The organism is Herbiconiux sp. UC225_62, assembly GCF_042694625.1.
Classification (GTDB): domain Bacteria; phylum Actinomycetota; class Actinomycetes; order Actinomycetales; family Microbacteriaceae; genus Herbiconiux.
Map to the genome: position 1 here is coordinate 751,049 of NZ_CP170551.1, position 20,476 is coordinate 771,524.

16 protein-coding genes, 1 tRNA gene and 1 other RNA gene are annotated in these 20,476 nt (G+C 70.1%); 5 read left to right on the top strand and 13 right to left on the bottom strand.

All coding sequences use genetic code 11. The features are described from left to right. Nucleotides 1-16 precede the first annotated feature (16 nt). Both ACFJGU_RS03715 and ACFJGU_RS03720 read right to left on the bottom strand, forming a co-directional pair. Nucleotides 17-1,081, bottom strand: a complete 1,065-nt coding sequence (locus ACFJGU_RS03715; protein ID WP_382307758.1) for an aspartate-semialdehyde dehydrogenase — start codon at nucleotides 1,079-1,081, stop codon at nucleotides 17-19. Between the two features lie 93 nt (nucleotides 1,082-1,174). Next, a complete protein-coding gene (locus ACFJGU_RS03720) occupies nucleotides 1,175-2,482 on the bottom strand; it encodes an aspartate kinase (RefSeq protein ID WP_382307760.1) in 1,308 nt (435 codons plus the stop codon). A 194-nt stretch (nucleotides 2,483-2,676) separates the two neighbouring features. On the opposite strand from ACFJGU_RS03720, the gene ACFJGU_RS03725 reads away from it, so the two are divergent. Beyond that, entirely contained in the window at nucleotides 2,677-2,880 is a 204-nt protein-coding gene (locus ACFJGU_RS03725) for a hypothetical protein (protein WP_382307762.1), read from the top strand. Between the two features lie 20 nt (nucleotides 2,881-2,900). Here the strand turns inward: ACFJGU_RS03725 and ACFJGU_RS03730 are convergent, their stop codons facing one another. From ACFJGU_RS03730 to ACFJGU_RS03745, 4 genes are all read right to left on the bottom strand, one after another. Beyond that, nucleotides 2,901-4,763 carry a bifunctional 3'-5' exonuclease/DNA polymerase gene (locus ACFJGU_RS03730; RefSeq protein ID WP_382310254.1) on the bottom strand — a complete coding sequence of 621 codons (1,863 nt, stop codon included), beginning with the start codon at nucleotides 4,761-4,763 and terminating at the stop codon, nucleotides 2,901-2,903. 581 nt (nucleotides 4,764-5,344) lie between these two features. Beyond that, the gene (gene recR / locus ACFJGU_RS03735) at nucleotides 5,345-5,944 is read right to left on the bottom strand and encodes a recombination mediator RecR (RefSeq protein ID WP_382307764.1); all 600 of its coding nucleotides are present in this window, start codon (nucleotides 5,942-5,944) and stop codon (nucleotides 5,345-5,347) included. An 11-nt stretch (nucleotides 5,945-5,955) separates the two neighbouring features. Beyond that, complete coding sequence (locus ACFJGU_RS03740) at nucleotides 5,956-8,772, bottom strand: DNA polymerase III subunit gamma and tau (RefSeq protein WP_382307766.1); 2,817 nt, start codon at nucleotides 8,770-8,772, stop codon at nucleotides 5,956-5,958. A 44-nt stretch (nucleotides 8,773-8,816) separates the two neighbouring features. Next, nucleotides 8,817-9,287: a GNAT family N-acetyltransferase gene (locus ACFJGU_RS03745; RefSeq protein ID WP_382307768.1), complete on the bottom strand. Its 471-nt coding sequence runs from the start codon at nucleotides 9,285-9,287 to the stop codon at nucleotides 8,817-8,819. Nucleotides 9,288-9,357: 70 nt separating this feature from the next. On the opposite strand from ACFJGU_RS03745, the gene ACFJGU_RS03750 reads away from it, so the two are divergent. Beyond that, on the top strand, nucleotides 9,358-10,449 hold the full coding sequence (locus ACFJGU_RS03750; protein ID WP_382307770.1) for a GNAT family acetyltransferase: 1,092 nt from the start codon (nucleotides 9,358-9,360) through the stop codon (nucleotides 10,447-10,449). Nucleotides 10,450-10,456: 7 nt separating this feature from the next. Here the strand turns inward: ACFJGU_RS03750 and ACFJGU_RS03755 are convergent, their stop codons facing one another. The 4 genes from ACFJGU_RS03755 to ffs all read right to left on the bottom strand — a co-directional run bounded on the left by ACFJGU_RS03755 (nucleotide 10,457) and on the right by ffs (nucleotide 14,856). Next, the gene (locus ACFJGU_RS03755) at nucleotides 10,457-11,644 is read right to left on the bottom strand and encodes an acetate/propionate family kinase (RefSeq protein ID WP_382307772.1); all 1,188 of its coding nucleotides are present in this window, start codon (nucleotides 11,642-11,644) and stop codon (nucleotides 10,457-10,459) included. Further along, nucleotides 11,641-13,896, bottom strand: coding sequence for a phosphate acetyltransferase (pta, locus tag ACFJGU_RS03760; protein WP_382307774.1), 2,256 nt, complete (start codon nucleotides 13,894-13,896; stop codon nucleotides 11,641-11,643). Before pta ends, ACFJGU_RS03755 begins: the two co-directional genes overlap by 4 nt. Before the next feature lie 66 nt (nucleotides 13,897-13,962). Next, entirely contained in the window at nucleotides 13,963-14,622 is a 660-nt protein-coding gene (locus tag ACFJGU_RS03765; protein WP_382307776.1) for a hypothetical protein, read from the bottom strand. A 137-nt stretch (nucleotides 14,623-14,759) separates the two neighbouring features. Then, nucleotides 14,760-14,856, bottom strand: an RNA gene (gene ffs / locus ACFJGU_RS03770) — signal recognition particle sRNA small type. Between the two features lie 59 nt (nucleotides 14,857-14,915). Between ffs and ACFJGU_RS03775 the strand changes: the two genes are divergently transcribed. The 3 genes from ACFJGU_RS03775 (at nucleotide 14,916) to ACFJGU_RS03785 (ending at nucleotide 17,025) form a co-directional block, all read left to right on the top strand. Further along, a complete protein-coding gene (locus tag ACFJGU_RS03775; RefSeq protein WP_382307778.1) occupies nucleotides 14,916-15,569 on the top strand; it encodes an SDR family oxidoreductase in 654 nt (217 codons plus the stop codon). Between the two features lie 78 nt (nucleotides 15,570-15,647). Next, nucleotides 15,648-15,732, top strand: a tRNA-Ser gene (locus tag ACFJGU_RS03780). A 156-nt stretch (nucleotides 15,733-15,888) separates the two neighbouring features. Then, nucleotides 15,889-17,025, top strand: a complete 1,137-nt coding sequence (locus ACFJGU_RS03785) for an ice-binding family protein (RefSeq protein ID WP_382307780.1) — start codon at nucleotides 15,889-15,891, stop codon at nucleotides 17,023-17,025. A 78-nt stretch (nucleotides 17,026-17,103) separates the two neighbouring features. Here the strand turns inward: ACFJGU_RS03785 and ACFJGU_RS03790 are convergent, their stop codons facing one another. From ACFJGU_RS03790 to ACFJGU_RS03800, 3 genes are all read right to left on the bottom strand, one after another. Further along, a complete protein-coding gene (locus ACFJGU_RS03790) occupies nucleotides 17,104-17,538 on the bottom strand; it encodes a DUF3151 domain-containing protein (protein WP_382307782.1) in 435 nt (144 codons plus the stop codon). A gap of 129 nt (nucleotides 17,539-17,667) precedes the next feature. Then, nucleotides 17,668-17,790 carry a ribosomal protein bL36 gene (locus ACFJGU_RS03795; protein ID WP_092557744.1) on the bottom strand — a complete coding sequence of 41 codons (123 nt, stop codon included), beginning with the start codon at nucleotides 17,788-17,790 and terminating at the stop codon, nucleotides 17,668-17,670. A gap of 89 nt (nucleotides 17,791-17,879) precedes the next feature. Further along, complete coding sequence (locus ACFJGU_RS03800) at nucleotides 17,880-20,306, bottom strand: phosphoketolase (protein WP_382307784.1); 2,427 nt, start codon at nucleotides 20,304-20,306, stop codon at nucleotides 17,880-17,882. Nucleotides 20,307-20,476 lie beyond the last annotated feature (170 nt).

Below are 20,476 nucleotides of genomic sequence, written 5' to 3' on the forward strand. Positions count from 1 at the left end.
CTGACCGGGCGCGGCGTCAGACGGCCGCGGGAACCGCGGCGTCGGCCGCGATGAGCTCGGCGATCTGCACCGCGTTCAGGGCCGCGCCCTTGCGCAGGTTGTCGTTGCTGATGAACAGGGCGAGGCCGCGCTTGCCGGGAGCCGACTGGTCTTGCCGGATACGGCCGACGTAGCTCGGGTCGGTGCCGGCGGCCTGCAGCGGCGTGGGGACATCCGACAGCTCGACGCCGGGAGCGTTCGCGAGGATCTCCTTGGCGCGCTCGGGCGTGATGTCGCTCGCGAACTCGGCGTTGATGGCGAGCGAGTGGCCCGTGAACACGGGAACGCGCACGCAGGTGCCGGAGACCAGCAGCTCGGGCAGTTCGAGGATCTTGCGGCTCTCGTTGCGGAGCTTCTTCTCCTCGTCGGTCTCGCCCTGTCCGTCGTCGACGATCGAACCGGCCAGAGGGATGACGTCGAAGGCGATCGGGCGCACGTACTTCACCGGCTCGGGGAAGTCGACCGCGCGGCCGTCGTGCACGAGGTCGAGCAGGCCGGGCTGCTCGACGGCGGCGCGGGTCTGGCTCGCGAGCTCCTCGGCGCCCGCGAGTCCGGAGCCGGAGACCGCCTGGTAGGTGTTGACGATGAGGCGCTCGAGGCCGGCCTCGGCGTGCAGCACCTTCAGCACGGGCATGGCCGCCATGGTGGTGCAGTTCGGGTTCGCGATGATGCCCTTGCGAGCCTCGGCGATGGCGTGCGGGTTGACCTCGGAGACGACGAGGGGGACATCCGGATCCATGCGCCAAGCGCTGGAGTTGTCGATCACCGTGACGCCGGCGGCCGCGAAGCGCGGGGCCTGGGCGCGGCTGCCGGTGGCGCCGGCGGAGAACAGAGCGATGTCGAGGCCCGTGGGGTCGGCCGCCTCGACGTCTTCGACCACGATGTCCTGGCCCTTGAAGGGCAGCACCGTGCCGGCCGAGCGGGCGGTGGCGAAGAAGCGGATGCTCTCGATCGGGAAGTCGCGCTCCTCGAGGAGGCGGCGCATGACCTTGCCGACCTGACCGGTTGCGCCTACGACGCCGACGTTGAGTGCCTTGCTCACGGTGGATCCTCTGTTCGGGAGTTTCAATTCTGCAACACGATACCAAGCGGGCTTATGCCCGATCGGCCTGTGACGGATGGCGCCGGTGGAGCGTCAGCGACCGGTGCCGGCGTGCACCACGGCCTCTTCGGCCGCGTCGAGACCGAAAGCGGTGTGCACCACACGGAGGGCATCGTTGATGGTGTCGGCGCGGGTCACCACCGAGATGCGGATCTCGCTCGTGGAGATCATCTCGATGTTGATCCCGGCCTCGAAGAGCGCCGTGAAGAGCTTCGCCGAGACACCCGCGTTCGTGCGCATGCCGGCACCGACCAGGGCGAGCTTGCCGATCTGGTCGTCGTACTGCAGGCCCACGAAGCCCACCTCGTTCTGCTCGGCCCGGAGCGCGGTGAGCACGCCCTGACCATCGCTCTTCGGCAGGGTGAAGGAGATGTCGGTGAGGCCGGTGGAGGCCGCGGAGACGTTCTGCACGATCATGTCGATGTTCGCGCCCGTCTTGGCGACGATCGTGAAGATCTGCGCCGCCTTGCCCGGGATGTCGGGGACGCCGACGACGGTGATCTTGGCCTCGGAGAGGTCGGTGGCGACCCCGGCGATCATGGGCTCTTCCACAGCACCCTCACTTCCGCTCTCGGTGGTTTCCTTGTGGCCGGCGGACTCGTCGTCGGCCGGGTTGTAGACGATGGTTCCCTCGTTGTTGTTGAAGCTCGAGCGCACGTGGAGGGTGACGCCGTGTCGTCGCGCGTACTCGACGGCGCGGATGTAGAGCACCTTCGCGCCGTTGGCCGCGAGCTCGAGCATCTCCTCGCTCGTGATGCGGTCGATCTTCGAGGCCTTGGGCACGACGCGGGGGTCGGCGGTGAAGATGCCGTCGACATCCGTGTAGATCTCGCAGATGTCGGCGTCGAGTGCCGCGGCGAGCGCGACGGCGGTGGTGTCGGAGCCGCCGCGACCGAGGGTCGTGATGTCTTTGGTGTCGCGGTTGAAGCCCTGGAACCCGGCCACGATCACGATCGCGCCCTCGTCGAGCGCCTCGCGGAGCCGCACGGGGGTGACGTCGACGATGCGGGCGGCGCCGTGGCGGGCATCCGTGATCATGCCGGCCTGGCTGCCGGTGAAGCTTCGCGCGTCGTGACCGAGGGACTCGATGGCCATGGCGAGGAGTGCCATCGAGATGCGCTCGCCGGCGGAGAGGAGCATGTCCATCTCGCGCGGGGCCGGGATGGGGGCGACCTCGTGCGCGAGGTCGAGCAGTTCGTCGGTGGTGTCACCCATGGCGGAGACGGCGACGACGACCTCGTTGCCCGCCTTGCGCGTCTCGACGATGCGCTTCGCGACCCGCTTGATGCTCTCCGCGTCGGCGACGGAGGATCCGCCGTACTTCTGCACGATCAAGCTCACGTGGGACTCCTGGTGTCGCTGCGCTGGGTTGCACGACTGATTGAAGGGAATGGGGCTGCGAAACCCGACTGCCCACTATATCGCGCGTGGGATGGGGGAATTCTGCGTGCGCCTCGGCTGACGCACGGCGGGCTCGGGGGTGATTCGCGGCATCCGTTCACGGGCAATTCACGCACCCGGAATAGCGTCGCGCTGTGACCAACTGGAACAAGAAAGCACTGAAGGCGCGGCTGCGGGCTGACATCGCCTTCGACACCGCCATCCGACCCGTGACGGCGGATGTCGCCACCCGGCGGCTCGAGTACTTCAACATCGTGACGGGCGTGGATGCCGGCACCATCACGCCCGAGGCCGGGGCGCTGCTCTTCGACGAGCTCACCGACACCCTGGCGGCCTGAGGGGCGGATTGCCGCTTCCGCTACTTCGCCTGGTCGTAGCTGTCGACGATCGCGACCGTGACCGGAAACTGCACGGGGGCGTCGCCGAAGATGAGGCGGCCGGCTTCGAGGGCGGCGGCGCGCAGCTCGTCGGCCACGGCGTCGGCGAGATGGGCCGGGGTGTGCACCATCACCTCGTCGTGGAGGAAGAACGCGAGGTGCGGGCGCTGCTCGAGGCGCGCATTCGGCGCGGGGCCGCGCGGCGCGGGCGGGGCGTCCTCGGGGGCCGGCTGGGTGGGCGGCCATTCCGGGACTCGGGCCCGCTGGGCGATCGCCTCCTCCGGGACGGAGGCCGGTGGCATGGGCGGCGGTTCCAGGAGCCAGAGACGGCGGCGGATGGCGCCGATCCAGCAGAGGGCCCACTCGGCGGCCGTGCCCTGCACCACGAAGTTGCGGGTGAAGCGGCCCCAGCTGCGGGCGGCCGACCGGGCGCGCGACCGCGCAGCCTCGGTCGCGTTGTCGCCGCCGGCTGCGTCCTGCACGTCCTGCCAGGCGTCGCTCGGCCGCGGCGAGGTGCGGCCGAGGCGGGTGGTGACCACCGCGCCGGCCTCTCCGGCACGGGCGGCGTCTTCGACGAACTTGATGGCGGCCGGGTAGGCGCGGGCGAGACGCGGGAGCATCCGGCCGCTCTCGCCGGTGGTGCCGCCGTACATCGCGCCGAGCATCCCGACCTTCGCGTGGGCACGGGTGTCGACGGCACCCGAGGCCACGATGCCGTCGTAGAGGTCGCGGTCACGGCCGGCGGCAGCCATGGCGCGGTCGCCCGCGAGGGCGGCGAGGATGCGCGGTTCCAGCTGGGCCGCGTCGGCCACCACGAGCTTCCACCCCGGGTCGGCCACCACGGCACCGCGCACCTGCTTCGGCAACTGCAGCGCTCCCCCGCCCTCAGAGGCCCAGCGGCCCGTGACGACACCGCCCGGGATGTAGTTCGGATGGAAGCGGCCCTCGCGCACCCAGGTGTCGACCCACGTCCAGCCGTTGGCCGTGAGCAGCCGGGCGAGCTTCTTGTAGTCGAGCAGCGGCGGGATGGCGGGGTGGTCGATCGTCTTGAGCTCCCACGACCGGGTGCTCGTCACGTTCAAGCCGGCGCGGCGCAGCGACTTCACGAGCTCGGCCGGGGAGTCGGGGTTGACGGTGGGGTCGTCGAGGAGGGTGCGGATGCTCGCGAGCAGTTCTTCGAGGCGGGCCGGGCGGATGCCGGGGGCGGCCGGGCGCGGGCCGAGGAGTCGTGTGAGCAGCTCGTCGTGCAGCTCGGCGCTCCACGGCAGGCCGGCGTGCTGCATCTCCGCGGCGACGAGGCTTCCGGCCGATTCGGCGGCGAGGAGCAGCGCGATCCGGCTCGGATCGGTCGCGCCGCGCACCGCCTCGCGCTGCCGCCGCCACTCGACGAGCTCGGGCACTTCGGCGTCTTCGTCACCCGTAGCGCCGTTCATCCGCACGTTTTGGCGGGAATCGCCGTGCCGGGTTGCGCCAAAACGTGCGGATCGCGGGGCCACGGGCTCGTCGAGGGTGTCGAAGAGGGTGGCCTGGTGCGAGGGCGCGGGTGCGGGGGACGATGCGAGAGCGTCGAGGCGCGGGGCGGTGTCCCAGTGGTCGGGGGCCGACGTCGCCAAGGCCGAAGTCGCGGTGAGCGACGAGTGCCGCAGGATCGCGTGCGAGAGGCGCAGGTCGACGCAGCGCTCGACCCGCACGCCGGCGGCGAGCAGGCCGGGGTACCAGCGCGCGGTGTCGCTCCACACCCAGCGCGGATGCCCGCGCTCGAGCCGCGCGACGGCAGCGGCGAGGTCTGCCTCGGCGACCTCGATCGACCCGTCGCCCGCCCCGACGCCCCCGTTCGCACCCATGTCGTCGGCGTCGCGGCCACCCGTCCCACGACCAACGCGCTTGCCCCTGTCGTCGACCTCGGCGGCGCCGGCGCCCGCGGCCCGACCTTCCCGGTCGCCAGTGCGCTCGCCGTCCACATCGAACTCGGCTGCATCGACACCCGTGGCCCGAGCCTCCCCGTCGCCGTCGCGCTCGCCCCTGTCGCCGAACTCCCCTGAGCCGGCGCTCCCGGCCCCGCCCGTCCCGTCACCGTCGAGCTTGCCCCTGTCGTCGAACTCACCTGCTTCGGCGCCCGCGGCCCGACCGTCCCGGTCGCCAGTGCGCTCGCCGTCCACGTCGAACTCACCCGAAGCGGCATCCGCGACCCGGCCCTCCCCATCGCCGTCGCGCTCGCCCCTGTCGTCGACTGAGCCACCTCGCGAAGTCGCCGCAACGAGGGTGTCCGCAGCCCGAAAGGCGGCTTCGCGCGACCCTTCGACGGATGCGGGCGCGGGGTCGCGGACGGGGATGAGGCGCACACGGCCGAGGCCGGCTTCCGTGACGATGACGTGGGCGACCGGACGCGGCGCGGGGGCGGCATCCGGCTGCGGCCCGGACATGCTCAGCTCTCGACGAGCCGGCGCCCTTCGAAGGCGCGACCGAGGGTGACCTCATCGGCGTATTCGAGGTCGCCGCCCACGGGCAGCCCCGACGCGAGACGGGTGACGCGGATCTCGAGGGTGGTGAGCAACCGGGACAGGTACGTCGCCGTGGCCTCGCCCTCGAGGTTGGGGTCGGTGGCGATGATGACCTCGGTGACGGTGCCGTCGGCGAGGCGCTGCATCAGTTCGCGGATGCGGAGGTTGTCCGGCCCGATGCCGTCGATCGGGCTGATCGCGCCGCCGAGCACGTGGTAGAGACCGCGGAACTCACGCGTGCGCTCGATCGCGACGACGTCTTTCGCTTCCTCGACCACGCAGATGAGGTTCTGCGCGCGGCGCGGGTCGCGGCAGATGGAGCAGGTCTCCTGCTCGGAGACGTTGCCGCAGACGGTGCAGAAGTGCACCTTCTCGCGCACGTCGGTGAGGATCTCGGCCAGCCGCGACACGTCGAACGACTCGGTCTGCACGATGTGGAACGCGATGCGCTGCGCCGACTTCGGGCCGATGCCGGGGAGGCGGCCGAGTTCGTCGATGAGTTCCTGAACGATTCCTTCATACATGCGGGTGGCCGTCAGCCTTCTCTGCCCGGGAGGGGCTGTTCTTCGATGAAGTTGGCGCCGAGGATCTCGCGCACCACGGCCTCGCCGTAGCGGGCCCGGCCGCCCGCGGTGGCGGTGGGTGGTGGCGCGGATGCGACGGGCGCGTCGTCTCCGGATGCCTCGAACCGCAGCGCTCCCGGTCGGGCAGCCGGGTCGGAGGCGCGGGGCGAATCGGCACGTGCAGGTTCAGCGGCTCCGCCGGCCGCCGGCGCCTGATCGGCCCGAGCCGTCGCAGCACCCGCAGCGACGCCGAATCCGGCACGATCGGCCGGTAGCTCAGGCTCGTCGCTCGGCATGGGCTCGTCGAAGGGCGGGGGCTCCTCGTCGGACGACGTGGGAATGGCGACGACGTCCCAAGAGGTGGTCGGCGCAACGGCCGCGCCAGCCCCGGACGGAGCCGAGGATGCCGCGGGCCGCGATGCGCCGGCGCCTCGCGCCGTTGAGCGGTCCGGAGCGGCGCTTCGCGGGGACTGCGCGGGAGCGACCGGCGCCTGCCGCGGAGCGCTCGACGCCGGCGTGGATTCGGGTTCAGGTTCGATTGCCGGCCCCGGGTCGGACACCCCCGGCGTCGACCAGGTGGGAGGCGACTGAGGTGCGCCGGTGGGCACACCCGCCCGGCCACCGGCTCGGTTGTCAGGCAACGAGGCGAGGAACTCGGCTGCGGCAGCGGTCGCCGATGCGACGGGTGCGGCTGACGACGCCTCGAGCGCCGCCGTCGATGTCTCAGGCGTCGTCGGGGGCGCAGCAGGCGCCGTCGAGGGTGCCGACGGCACCGCCGTCGATGCCTCGGGCGCCGTCGAGGGCGCCGACTGCGCGGGGAGCGACGTTTCGGTGGTCGGGTGCTCACCGGCTGGGGATGGCGAGTCCGGGCGCAACGACGAATCGACGCGGGCGATGTACTTCACCCGCAGGCCGAGCACGTCGACGATGGCCTGCCGGAGGTATTCGCTCACACCCTGGCCGGGCGCCGAGCGCTCCTTGAAGCTCGCCACGTCGTTCTCGCTCGGGAATGCCAGCGTGAGCACGTCGCCGTCGAGTGCCCGAACCTGAGCGGTGTAGACCACGAGCCAGGCCGTCATCTTGGCCTTCTGCACGGCCTCGAGGATTTCGGGCCACGCATCCTTGAACTGCTGCAACGACACCTCGCCGGCTGCGGCCGCCACGGGCGAACTCGCGGTAGCGGGCGGCACGGCGGCCGACGAGGACGCGCCGGGGGCGGATGCGGCCGGCGCATCCGTGGCACTGGTGGCCGCTGGCGAGGCGGTCGCCGACGCGGCGGAGTCCGACGGACGTCGCGGGTCAGGCGATGCCGCAGTCGACTGCGCCGAGGATGACGCGGCGGACGACGGCGCGGTCGCCGCACTGGACGCCTCCGAGGTCGAACCGGCCGCCGAGTCGGAACCGCGAGGCCCAGAGGGCACGCCCGAACCAGGCGCCACCGCCGACCACCCCGAACCGGACGACGGCGAAGCAGCAGCGTCCGACGAACTCTGATCGGACGCCGCAGAAGCGGCCGGCGCGGATACCGGCGCAGCCGAGGGCGTCACGGCAGGCACGGCCCCGCCACGTGACTCGCCGGTCACCGCACGGGTGGCGGGCACGCCGCCCGACGCCGCGTCCGGCCCGTCGACGCCGATGCGCCGCTCGAGCCGCTCGACGCGCACGAGCGCGCCGCGCTCCGTGTCGTCGGACGCAGGCACCAGCGTGCGCGCGATCATCAACTCGAGGTGCAGTCGCGGCGACGTCGCCCCGGTCATCTCGGTGAGCGCGTCGTTCACGATGTCGGCGACACGCGACAGCTCGGCGTGACCGAACATGGCGGCCTGGCGGCGCATCCCCTCGATCTCCTCGGCGGGAACCCCGCGCAGCACCGACGACGCCGACTCGCGCGTGGCCGAGACGATGATGATGTCGCGCAGCCGCTCGAGCAGGTCTTCGACGAAGCGCCGCGGGTCTTGCCCGGTCTGGATGACGCGGTCGACCGCGTCGAACGCGGCGGCGCCGTCATGGGCGCCGATCGCGTCGATCACCTCCGACAGGAGCGCGCCGTGGGTGTAGCCGAGCAGCGCGACGGCCTGCTCGTATTCGACACGGTTGTTCTCAGAGCCCGCGATCAACTGGTCGAGCAGCGACAGCGTGTCACGCGCCGACCCGCCGCCCGCGCGCACGACGAGCGGCAGCACGCCCGGCGCCACCTCGACGCCCTCGGTCTCGCAGAGCTGCTGCACGTACTCGAGCAGCTGCGCCGGCGGGATGAGCCGGAACGGGTAGTGATGCGTGCGCGACCGGATCGTGCCGATCACCTTGTCGGGCTCGGTTGTCGCGAAGATGAACTTGATGTGCTCCGGCGGCTCTTCGACGATCTTGAGCAGCGCGTTGAAGCCGCCCGAGGTCACCATGTGCGCCTCGTCGATGATGAAGATCTTGTAGCGGTCGCGCGCCGGAGCGAAGATGGCCCGCTCGCGCAGGTCGCGCGCGTCATCCACACCACCGTGGCTCGCCGCGTCGATCTCGACCACGTCGAGCGACCCCATGCCGTCGCGACTCAACTCGACGCAGCTGGGGCAGACGCCGCACGGCTTGTCGGTGGGGCCTTCGGCGCAGTTCAGGCAGCGGGCCAGGATGCGCGCCGACGTGGTCTTGCCACAGCCGCGCGGACCGCTGAAGAGATAGGCGTGATTGACCCGGTTGGTGCGCAACGCCGTCATCAACGGATCGGTCACCTGCGACTGACCGATCATCTCGGCGAAGTTCTCTGGCCGGTAACGGCGATACAGGGCGGTGACCACCCGACAAGACTACCTTCGGCCACCGACAGTGGGGCCCGGGAGGACTAGCTCAGGTTTCGCGCGTAGCAGACCGAGATCTCCGAGTCGGCGTAGGGCCCGAAGTTGGGGATGAGCGCATAGCCCTCGCGCTCGTAGAAGCGGATGGCGTCGGGCTGCTCGGTACCGGTCTCGAGCAGCAGGCGGTCGACTCCCAAGGCGCGCGCCTCCTCCTCGATGGAACGGAGGATGGCGGTCGACACCCCGGTTCCGCGCGCCGACGGAACCACGTACATCCGCTTGATCTCGGCGCCGCCTTCCGCGAGCAGGCGCAATCCGCCGCATCCGACGGCCACTCCCTCCGCCGACCGCGCCACGAGGAAGACCGGCACCGAGTCGGCCGTGGGCTTCTCACCGGGCTCGTGGTCGTCACGACCGTAGCGGGCGTCGAGCTCGTCGCGCTGCGCCTGGCGGAGGGCGGCCGCGTCGGCGCTGTCGAAGGGCTCGCGGGCGATCGTGAAGGCGGTGGGCACGGGCATCCTTTCCTCGTAACAAGCATTACCGTAACGCTTGTTATGCTTGGCGTGCAAACCCGAACGGAGGAGACGGATGAGCCGACCACGCAATCTCGCCGATCAGCAGCAGCGCCTCTCCGAGGCCACCTGGTCGGTGCTGACCGAACGCGGACTCCCCGGCCTCACCCTTCGCGCCGTTGCCGAACGCGCCGGCTGCACCACAGGACTCGTGATGCACGCCTTCCCCACCAAAGAGGCACTACTGCTGCACGCCCGCGACCTGCTGCACAGCCGCACCGGCGAGCAGCTCGACGCCGCCGAGGGGGCCACCGAGACGCCCGAAGAAGCTCTCCGAGCCGTGATGCTCGACGCGATGTCGCTCGACGAGGTGAGCGTCGACGAAGCACGGGTCTGGATCAGCTACCTCGCCGCCGCGCTCGCCGATCCGGCACTCGCCGAGCGCCACGTCACGGGCAACCGCCGCCTGATTGCGCGGGTCACGCGCCTCGTGCAGGCCTGCCGCCCGGGGTGGTCGCCCGATCGGGCACGCACCGAGGCGCTCTCCCTCATCTCCCTCGCCGACGGCGCCAACACCCTCAGTACGCTCGACCCCGAGACCTACTCCCCCGGGGTTCAGCGGCGGATGATGACCGACGCGATCGATCGGATGCTCGCGAGCGACACGCCCGCCGAACCCGCACCCGCACCCGCACTCGCACCCTCTGTCGAGGCCGTCAGCACGACCCCTGACGTCGAAACCGGAGCTGCCCGTATCCGCCCGTTCGAGGCATCCGACACCGAGGCCGTCGTCGCGCTCTGGGGGGCCTGCGGCCTCACCCGCCCCTGGAACGACCCGCGTAAGGACATCGCCCGCAAGCTCACCACCCAGCCCGAGCTGTTCCTGGTGGCGGAGAGCGAGGGCGCCCTCGTCGGTACAGCCATGGCCGGCTACGACGGGCACCGCGGCTGGGTCAACTACCTCGCCGTCGACCCCTCCGCCCAGGGTCGCGGCCTCGGCCGCATCCTCATGGCGGAGGTGGAGCGGCGCCTCGAAGCGCAGGGCTGCCCGAAGGTCAACCTGCAGATCCGCGAGGGGAACGAGCCCGTGATGGGCTTCTACCGCACGCTCGGCTACACCCGCGACGGCGCGGTGAGCTTCGGAAAGCGCCTCATCCCCGACGTCTGACGAGTAATTACGAAACGGCCTCGAGCGACTGCCGCGCGATCTCCAGCTCCTCGTTGGTGGGCACCACCAGCACCGCGACGCGCGACGAGGGCGACGAGATGAACCGCGGCGACCGCGACTCCACCTCGTTCAGCGCCGGGTCGACCTCGATACCCATCTCGGCGAGCCCCTCAAGCGACCGCGCGCGCACCAGCGGGTTGTTCTCGCCCACGCCCGCCGTGAACACGATCGCGTCGAGGTGCCCGAGCTGCGCGTAGTAGTTGCCCACGTAACCGCGGATGCGGTGCAGGTACACCTCGAGGGCCAGCGTGGCCGCGGCGTCCCCCGCGGCGGCGGCCTTCTGCACGTCGCGCATGTCGCCGTGCCCGGAGAGCCCGAGCAGTCCGCTGCGCCGGTTCAGCAGCTCGTCGAGTTCGGCGAAGCTCATGCCCGTCTTGCGGTTGAGGTGGAACAGCACCGCCGGGTCGAGGTCGCCCGACCGGGTTCCCATCACGAGGCCCTCGAGCGGCGTCATCCCCATCGACGTCTCGACCGACTTCCCGCCCTGTACCGCGCAGACCGACGCGCCGTTGCCGAGGTGGAGCACGATCATCGAGAGTTCCGACAGCGGACGGCCGAGGAATTCGGCCGTCGCTCCCGACACGAACTTGTGGGAGGTGCCGTGGAACCCGTAGCGGCGGACGCGCTGCTTGTCGGCCAGCGACGCGTCGATCGCGTAGGTGTAGGCGGCGGGCGGCAACGTCTGGTGGAACGCGGTGTCGAACACCGCGACCTGCGGCACCGACGGGAACGCCTTCTGTGCCGCGTCGATGCCCTGCAGGTTGGCGGGGTTGTGCAGCGGGGCCAGCTCCGACAGGTCTTCGATGTTGATCTTCACCAGGTCGGTGACGACCGTCGCCTCGTGGAACCGCTTGCCGCCGTGCACCACGCGGTGGCCGACCGCGGCGAGCGGATGCGCGTCGAGACTCGGTCCGTGCTCCTCGAACGCCGCGAGCATCACCCCGAACCCGGCGGTGTGATCGGCGATCGGCAGCTCCTGCTCCCACAGCCCGACCTGCGTGGTGTGGCGGGCGTGACCCGACTCCTCGCCGATGCGTTCGACCAGGCCGGAGGCCAGCACCTGCTCCGACTCGACCTCGATGAGCTGGTACTTGAAGGAGGAGGAGCCGCTGTTGACGACGAGGATCGTGCTCACGACTCCGCCCCGTCCGCCGACGACGACGACGCCGTCGCCGCCTGGATCGCCGTGATGGCGATGGTGTTCACGATGTCCTGCACGAGCGCTCCTCGGGAAAGGTCGTTGATGGGCTTGTTGAGCCCCTGCAGCACCGGCCCGATGGCCACCGCGCCGGCGCTCCGCTGAACAGCCTTGTAGGTGTTGTTGCCCGTGTTCAAGTCCGGGAAGATGAACACTGTGGCACGACCTGCCACCTGCGATCCGGGCATCTTCGCGGCCGCCACCACGAGGTCCGCCGCGGCGTCGTACTGGATCGGCCCCTCCACCAGCAGCTCCGGCCGCTGTTCGTGCACGAGCGCGGTGGCGAACCGCACCTTCTCGACGTCGGCACCCGTGCCCGACGAGCCGGTGGAGTACGAGAGCATCGCCACGCGCGGCTCGATGCCGAACTGCATCGCGGTCTCCGACGACGACACCGCGATGTCGGCGAGCTGCTCGCTGGTGGGATCGGGCACGACCGCACAGTCGCCGTAGACCAGCACGCGATCGGCGAGCGCCATCAGGAACACGCTCGACACGACCGAGACGCCGGGCCGGGTCTTGATGATCTCGAACGCCGGACGGATGGTGTGCGCGGTGGTGTGCGCCGCGCCCGAGACCATGCCGTCGGCCAGGCCCAGCTGCACCATCATCGTTCCGAAGTAGGAGACGTCGGCGACGGTGTCGAAGGCCATGTCGTAGGTGATGCCCTTGTGGGCGCGGAGCCGCTGGTACTCGGTTGCGAACCGATCGCGCAGCTCTTCGTCGAAGGGGCTCACCACCGCCGCGCCCTCGAGGTCGAGGCCCAGGTCGGTCGCACGCCCACGGACCTCCGCCTCCTCGCCGAGGATGGTGAGCCGCGCCACGCCGCGTTTCAGCACCGTGCTCGCCGCCCGCAGGATGCGGTCGTCGCCGCCCTCGGGCAGCACGATGTGCCGGTCGGCCTGGCGTGCGCGCTCGAGCAGGCCGTATTCGAACATCAGGGGGGTCACGACATCCGCTTTGCTCACGTTCAGCAGGTCGAGCAGTTGCTTGCCGTCGACGTACTGCTCGAAGAGCGCGAGGGCGTTGTCGTACTTCACCTGCGAGTCGGCGGCGAGCCGGCCGCGGGTGGAGGTGATGCGCACGGCCGTCTCGTAGGTGCCGAGCGGAGTCGTGATGATCGGGATCGCCGGATCGAGACCCGACACGAGTCGCTCCACCGGTTCCGGCAGCTCGAATCCGCCGTTCAGCACGATGCCGGCGAGCGACGGGAAGGTTCCCGAGGCGTTGGCCATCAGCACCGCGAGCAGCACCTCGGCGCGGTCGCCCGGGATCACCACCACGGCGCCCTCGATGAGGCGGGGCAGCACGTTGCGCATCGACATCGCGGCCACCACGACGCCGAGCGCCTCGCGGGCGAGCAGGCGCCGGTCGCCCATGATCATGGTGCCGTCGATCGACTCCAGGATGCCGGCCATGCTCGGCGCGACCAGCACACGGTCTTCCGGGATGGCCCACACCGGCACCCGGCGCGGCTGGGTCGGGATGGGCGCGGTCTCGTCGCTCGGCGGCGGTCCGGCCTGCGCGGAACTGGCGAGCTCGTCGACGGCCTCGCGCGCCGCCCGCCCGATCGCGTCGCGGATCTTCTCGAGGTGCCCCGGGTCGGAGCGGTTCGCGATGATGCCCACCAGCGTCGCGTGGGCGTTGCGGAGCTCCACCAGGGCGATCTCGGTGATCTGGCGCATCTCGTCGGCCGAGCGCGCCTCGGAGTGGCCGAGCAGCTCGTCCGTTCCGGGTCCCTTGCGCCCGCCGAGCACCAGCAGCACGGGGGCTCCGAGGTTCGCCGCGATGCGGGCGTTGAAGGAGAGTTCGGTGGGACTGCCGACATCGGTGTAATCCGACCCGAGGATGACGACCGCGTCGCACTCGCGCTCCACCGCCTTGTACCGTTCGACGATGCGCGAGAGGGCGGCATCCGGATCGTCGTGCACGTCGTCGTAGGTGACACCGATCGACTGGTCGTAGTCGTGGGCGCCGCCGTTGTGGGCGAGCAACATCTCGAGCACGTAGTCGCGGGCGGTCACCGATCGGGCGACCGGGCGGAACACCCCGACGCGCCGGAGGGAGCGCCTCAGCGTGTCGAGCACGCCGAGGGCGATCGTGGATTTACCGGAGTGCCCTTCGACCGAGGTGATGTAGATGCTCTTCACACCGGTGGGCTGGCTGGGGGTCTGTTCGAAAGTCGGCACGGAATCCTCTTCGGTCGTCCGCCTCCAATCCTATGACGCGGGTCCCGGCGCGCGCCCGGGTGGTGCTCAGGCGCCGCAGTACTCGCTGGCCACGCCCGGACCTTCGGCGACCGAGATGGCCTTGATCTCCCCGGTGCCGTAGTCCTCGAAGTTGACGGTGCGGCCGTCGGCGGCGATGCGGTAGATGGTGATCGTGTTCATGCCCTGGTAGCTCTCGAGCTCCGGGTAGGCGGCCTGCAGCTCGGCCACGGTCGAGCCGAGACCGATGCCCGTCGCGGTGCGCGGCTGAGGGGCCGACGGGGTGAAGCCGTCGAGTTCGAGCATCCGGATCACGACGACGGGGGCCGCCGGGTCGGTCTCGTCGATGCCCGAGACCGCCGTGAATCCCAGATCGGCGAGCTGATAGGTGTCGACTCCGGGTCGGCACGTGTCGACCGTGGCGGGCACCGCGGCCTGCACGTCGGAGAGCGTCTCGCCGACGATGAAGGGGCCGATACCGGCGTAGTCGATGACCCAGGTGCTCATGTCGTCGGGCGAATAGGCGGCGGGGTCCGGCGCGGGGTCGTCGGTCGGCTCGGGCGCGGGCGCCGCAGTGGGGGTCGGCGTGGCGGTGACAGTCACGGTGACCGTCGGTGTGGGCTCCGGGGCGCCTGCCGAGCATCCGGATGCCGTGAGCAGCACCGCGAGAACCGCTCCCGTGAGCGCAGACGTACGTCGCATCCCCATGACATCCCCCTCGTCGGCCACCGTGTGCTCTCACGGTGCGCCTCTCAGACCCTAGGGCCGGAGGGCGGGGCGCCGCCTACCCCAGTTCGGGCCGGGGCTCCGAAGACCCGCATGGGGCTGAACGCTCGTCTTTAACGAGAAAGGACCCCCCGCGCACCCGCCAGAGCCCGGTTACCCTTGCTACGTTTCCGTCCTGGGGGAGTTGGCCTGGATGGCGCCACACGGGGAGCCGGGTACCAGTGTAGCAAGTCGGTGGGGTTGAGTCGGAGCGCCGACGGGCGTTAGCTGGGGACATGAAGATCGCGATCGCGGGTGGGCACGGCAAGATCGCCCTGCTCACCACGAAACTCCTGGCCGCATCCGGACACGAGGTCTGGGGGATCGTGCGGAACCCCGCCCACGCCGCCGACATCGAAGCGGCGGGAGGGCACGCTCTCGTGCTCGACCTCGAGCAGTCGGACTCGGAGCGGCTCGCCGGCGAACTCGCCTCGAAGTCGATCGACGGCGTCGTGTTCGCAGCCGGCGCCGGGCCGGGGTCGAGCGCCGAACGCAAGTTCACCGTCGACCGCGACGGTGCCGTGCTGCTCGCCGACGCGGCCTGGCGGGCCGGGGTGCGCCGCTACGTGCTCATTTCGGCCATGGGCGCCGACGCCTTCGATCCCGACAGCGACGACGTCTTCCAGATCTACCTGCGCGCGAAGAGCGAAGCGGATGCCGCGGTGCGGGCCTCCGAACTCGACTGGACGATCGTGCGACCCGGCGGTCTCACCGACGAGGCCGCCACCGGCCTGGTGACCCTCGCCGAGACGACCGAGCGAGGCACCATCCCCCGGGCCGACGTTGCATGGATCGTCAGCCAACTGCTCATCTCCGGCGACGCCGTGCACCGCCAGTTCGAGGCGATCTCGGGCTCGACCCCCATCGCCGAGGCCCTGCGCGCGCTCTGACCCGCCCGAATCGCGATTCGGAGCGCGGTGCGGGTAGGATGCTTCATGGTCATCTCCCCGGACGGGGAGAATGCTCCAGGAGAATTCGCCTAGTGGCCTATGGCGCACGCTTGGAAAGCGTGTTGGGTGCAAGCCCTCGGGGGTTCGAATCCCCCATTCTCCGCCGAACATTCCTGATTGCACTCCCCCCTGAAACTGGCAGTTGTTCAGAATGCCTAGGTGATCGGCGCGCCGTGACGTAGGTTGGGGCGTCAGTCACAATTTCGTGATCAGGGGCCCTCGGCGGCGAGGGATTTTGGGGCGCTTCATGAGAAGCCGAATGACCGCACGTCGACGCACATCCGATCAGAAACACCGCCACTCGCGGGCGATCGCCGGGGGTGGTGCGATCGCTTTGGGGGCGGTCGTGCTTCTCGCGTCAGCCCAGTCGGCCGGCGCCATCGGCACCACGGTGGATCTCGGCACCGCTGGAAGCTACTCGGTGCTGGGTGGCCAATCCGTCACGAACACGGGTCCGAGCATCCTCGGCGCCGGAGTCGGAGTGAGCCCCGGCTCGGCGATCACGGGCTTCCCGCCCGGACTCGCCCTCGGGGAGCCACACGCGGCCGACGCTCCCGCCCTCCAGGCGCAGACCGACCTCGGCACGGCCTATGACGCAGCAGCGGCCCAAGCGGCCGACGCGAGCGTGTCGGGCGACCTCGGCAACCTGACTCTGCTCCCGGGCGTCTACAACGCCGCCAGCTCGATCGGCCTCACCGGAGCGGTCACGCTCGACGGGCAGGGCGATCCGAACGCCGTGTTCATCTTCCAGATCGGATCGGGTCTCACCACGGCCACGTCGAGCAGCGTGGTTCCGATCAACGGCGCCCGCGCCTGCAACGTGTTCTGGCAGGTCGGTGAATCGGCCACGATCGGCTCGAGCACCTCCTTCGTCGGCACGATCATGGCGCTGACCACGATCACCTTCGGGTCCGGTGCGACCGTCGACGGGCGCGCGCTCGCCCGCAACGGGTCGGTCACGCTGAACAACAACGTCTTCACCGACGGGCTCTGCAAGGACACGACTCCGACCAGCCCACCGCCCTCGACCACGCCACCCACAACGCCCGGTGAGGTGCCCGGCGGAGACGGCACCGGTGGCACGGGTGGCACCGGTGGTACAGGTGGCACCGGCGGCACAGGTGGCACCGGCACAGAAGGCACCGGCGGCACGGGCGGAACCGGCACCGAAGGCACCGGGGGCACAGGCGGCACAGGCACAGGTGGTTCAGGCTCAGCAGGCGGCTCAGCCGCGGCCGGCGGCGCCGGCTCCGGCCGTGGTGCAGGCGGCGCCTCCGGCACCGGCTCCCTCGCCGACACCGGCTTCGAGTTCCCGCCCGTCGCCACCGCCGCGATCGTGCTCGGGATGCTCGGACTCGCACTCCTCGCCAGCTCCCGCCGCCGCATCCGCAGCTGACCCAGCGAACTTCTTGCCCCTATCCGCCCCAAATCTCAGTTTTTGGGGCAGGTAGGGGCAAAAAGTTGGAGGAGGGGGCTAGCGCTCCCCGGATTCGATGGCGGGTACCGCCAAGGGGTCGGCGCCGTCGAGGAACTCCGTGAGGCGCACCACCTCGGCGCTCTCGCCGATGCCCTCGGCCGCGCGGCGCAGCATGTAGAGCGAGAGCAGCACGCCGCGGTTCGGCTCGTGCGACCACGGCACCGGTCCCTGTCCGCGCCAGCCCGCCTTGCGGAGCGCGTCCAGGCCGCGGTGGTAGCCCACCCGCGCGTAGGCGTAGGAGGCCACGACCTCACCCTTCTGCCACGTACGGTCGGCGAGTGTGGCCCAGGCGAGCGACGAGGTGGGGAAGTCGCTCACCGTGGCTTCGAGCACGTCGTCGACGTCGTATCCCACGGCGCGAGCAAGAGCCTCGCGCACTCCGGGCTCGTCGGGGAGGAGTGTTTCCGGAACGCCCAGGAGATTGTTGCTCATGCTCCGATCGTAGCCGTGGCCGAAAACGAGAACCGCCCCCGTCGCGAGGACGAGGGCGGTTCCGAGAGATTGAACTGGAAATGCAGCGCCACGGGCAAAAGCTGCGTGTGCGCTATCCGGGTGTTCCGATCAGCCCTGACGGGCCTTGAAACGGGGGTTCGCGTGATTGATCACGAATGTACGACCCCGGCGTCGAACGACTTGTGAACCCTGCATCTTCTTCATCGAGCCCAATGAATTCCGCACCTTCATATTGACTCCTTTCGTCGTTCAGTAGAACAAGTAGACACCCGAAAACCTTCCCGGGGAAGACGCGGATGCTGTGAGCTCCCCGGACATCGTCATCGCGCGTTGTCGTCGCCCGTGTCGTCCACTCCGCCCGGCTGCGAGTCCGGGTCGGCGAACGGCAGCCCGGCGCTGCCCACCACGTCGGGCGCATCCTCGCCGTGCTCCCGGGTGTAGGCACGGTGGGAGTAGCGCTCGTCGTCCATCCGCTGCGACAGCCCCGCGTAGGAGACCCGCAGCCGCGGCACCCGGTGCACGATGTCCATGACGATCTTGAAGCGGTCGAGATCGTTGAGCATCAGCATGTCGAAGGGCGTCGTGGTGGTGCCCATCTCCTTGAACCCCCGCACGTGGATGTTCGAGTGGTTCGTGCGCCGGTAGGTCAGCCGGTGGATGAGTGACGGATACCCGTGGAACGCGAAGATCACCGGTTTGTCCCGCGTGAACAGAGCGTCGAAGTCGTCGGCGGCCAGGCCGTGCGGATGCTCGGTGGAGTCCTGCAGGCGCATCAGGTCGACGACGTTGAGGAACCGCACGGAGAGATCCGGGATCTCCCGCTTCACGATCTGCACCGCCGCCATCGCCTCGACGGTCGGGATGTCGCCGGCGCAGGCCACCACGACGTCGGGTTCCTCCCCCGGCTTCTCGGTGCCTGCCCACTCCCACACGCTGACGCCCCGGGCGCCGTGGGCGCGAGCTTCCTCGAGCGACAGCAACGTGGCCGTCGGCTGCTTCCCCGCCACGATCACGTTGACGTAGTCGCGCGACGCCAGGCAGTGCTCGGCGGTCACCAGCAGGGTGTTCGCGTCCGGCGGCAGGTAGACCCGCACGACGCTCGCCTTCTTGTTCACGACGTGGTCGAGGAATCCGGGATCCTGGTGCGAGAAGCCGTTGTGATCCTGCCGCCACACATGCGACGAGAGCAGATAGGTGAACGACGAGACCGGCCGCCGCCACTCGACGTGCGCGCTCGACTCGAGCCACTTGGCGTACTGGTTGAACATCGAGTCGATGATGTGGATGAAGGCCTCGTACGACGTGAAGAGCCCGTGGCGACCCGTGAGCAGGTAGCCCTCGAGCAACCCCTGGGCGAGATTCTCGCTCAGCATCTCGATCACCCGGCCCTCGTGGGCGAGGTGCTCGTCGGTGGGCAGGGTCGACCCCTGCCAGGCCTTGTTCGTGACGTCGTAGACGTCGTCGAGACGGTTGGAGGCCACCTCGTCGGGCCCGAAGATGCGGAAATTGTCGGGGTTGTCCGCGATCAGGTCGCGGAGCCAGCGGCCGAGGATGCGTGTGGGTTCGACCACCGCCCCCCTCCCCTCCGACACGTCGACCGCGTGCGGCGCGAGCGGCGGCAACGAGAGGGAGCGCAGCAGCAATCCGCCGTTGGCGTTGGGATTCGCGCTCATCCGCAGATCGCCCACCGGCTTGTCGCCGTCGAGGAGCTCGACGGGTCGGCCGTCGTCGTCGAAGAGCTCCTCCGGCCGGTAGCCGCGCAGCCACTCCTCGAGCTGGGCGAGGTGCTCGGGGTTGTCGCGCACGGTCGACAGGGGCACCTGGTGCGCCCGCCAGGTGTTCTCCACCGGGAGCCCGTCGACCACCTTCGGTCCCGTCCAGCCCTTCGGGGTGCGGAGGACGATCATCGGCCAGGCCGGACGATCCGTCACGCCGTCCACGCGTGCCGCCTGCTGGATGGCCTCGATGTCGTCGAAGGCCTCCGCGAGCGCCGCCTGGAACCGTTCGTGCACGAGCATCGGGTCTTCGCCGTCGAAGCCCCCGGACACGATCCGCGGGGAGTAGCCGTATCCCGTGAACAGCGCCGTCAGCTCGGATTCCGGGATGCGCGCGAGAATCGTCGGGTTGGCGATCTTGTACCCGTTGAGGTTGAGGATCGGCAGCACGGCGCCGTCGGTCACGGGGTTGAGGAACTTATTGAGGTGCCAGCTCGTGGCGAGCGTCGCGGTCTCGGCCTCGCCGTCGCCGATCACGCAAGCGGTGATGAGCGACGGGTTGTCGAGCACGGCGCCATAGGCGTGCACGAGCGAGTAGCCGAGTTCGCCGCCCTCGTTGATCGAGCCCGGGGTCTCCGGTGCGGCGTGCGAGGGGATGCCGCCGGGGAAGGAGAACTGCCGGAAGAGTTTCTGCATCCCTTCCCCGTCGCGCGGCACGTGGTGGAACAGCTCGGAGTAGGTGCCGTCGAGCCACGCATTCGCCACCACACCCGGACCGCCGTGGCCCGGCCCGGCGATGTAGACCACGTTGGAGGAGCGCTCCACGATCAGCTTGTTGAGGTGCGCCCACACCAGGTTCAGCGCCGGAGTGGTGCCCCAGTGCCCGAGCAGCCGGGGTTTGATGTCGGCGGGCGTGAGCGGCTCGCGGAGCAGCGCGTTGTCGAGCAGGTAGATCTGCCCGACCGAGAGGTAGTTGGCCGCACGCCACCAGGCGTCGACGACGGGCAGCGGAACAGATCCGTGTGAGGTCATGGGCTCAGCCTAGGAACAGACCGCCGCCGTGCACAGACCCCCACCATGAACAAGCACGATACGGCCATTTCCGGCGTGCGGCCATGCGGTAAACCGCGTGGTTTCCCGCATCGAAATCGTGCGGGAAACGTCCTGGGCACGGCTCCCCGAGCGCTGTTAGCTTCCCCAAC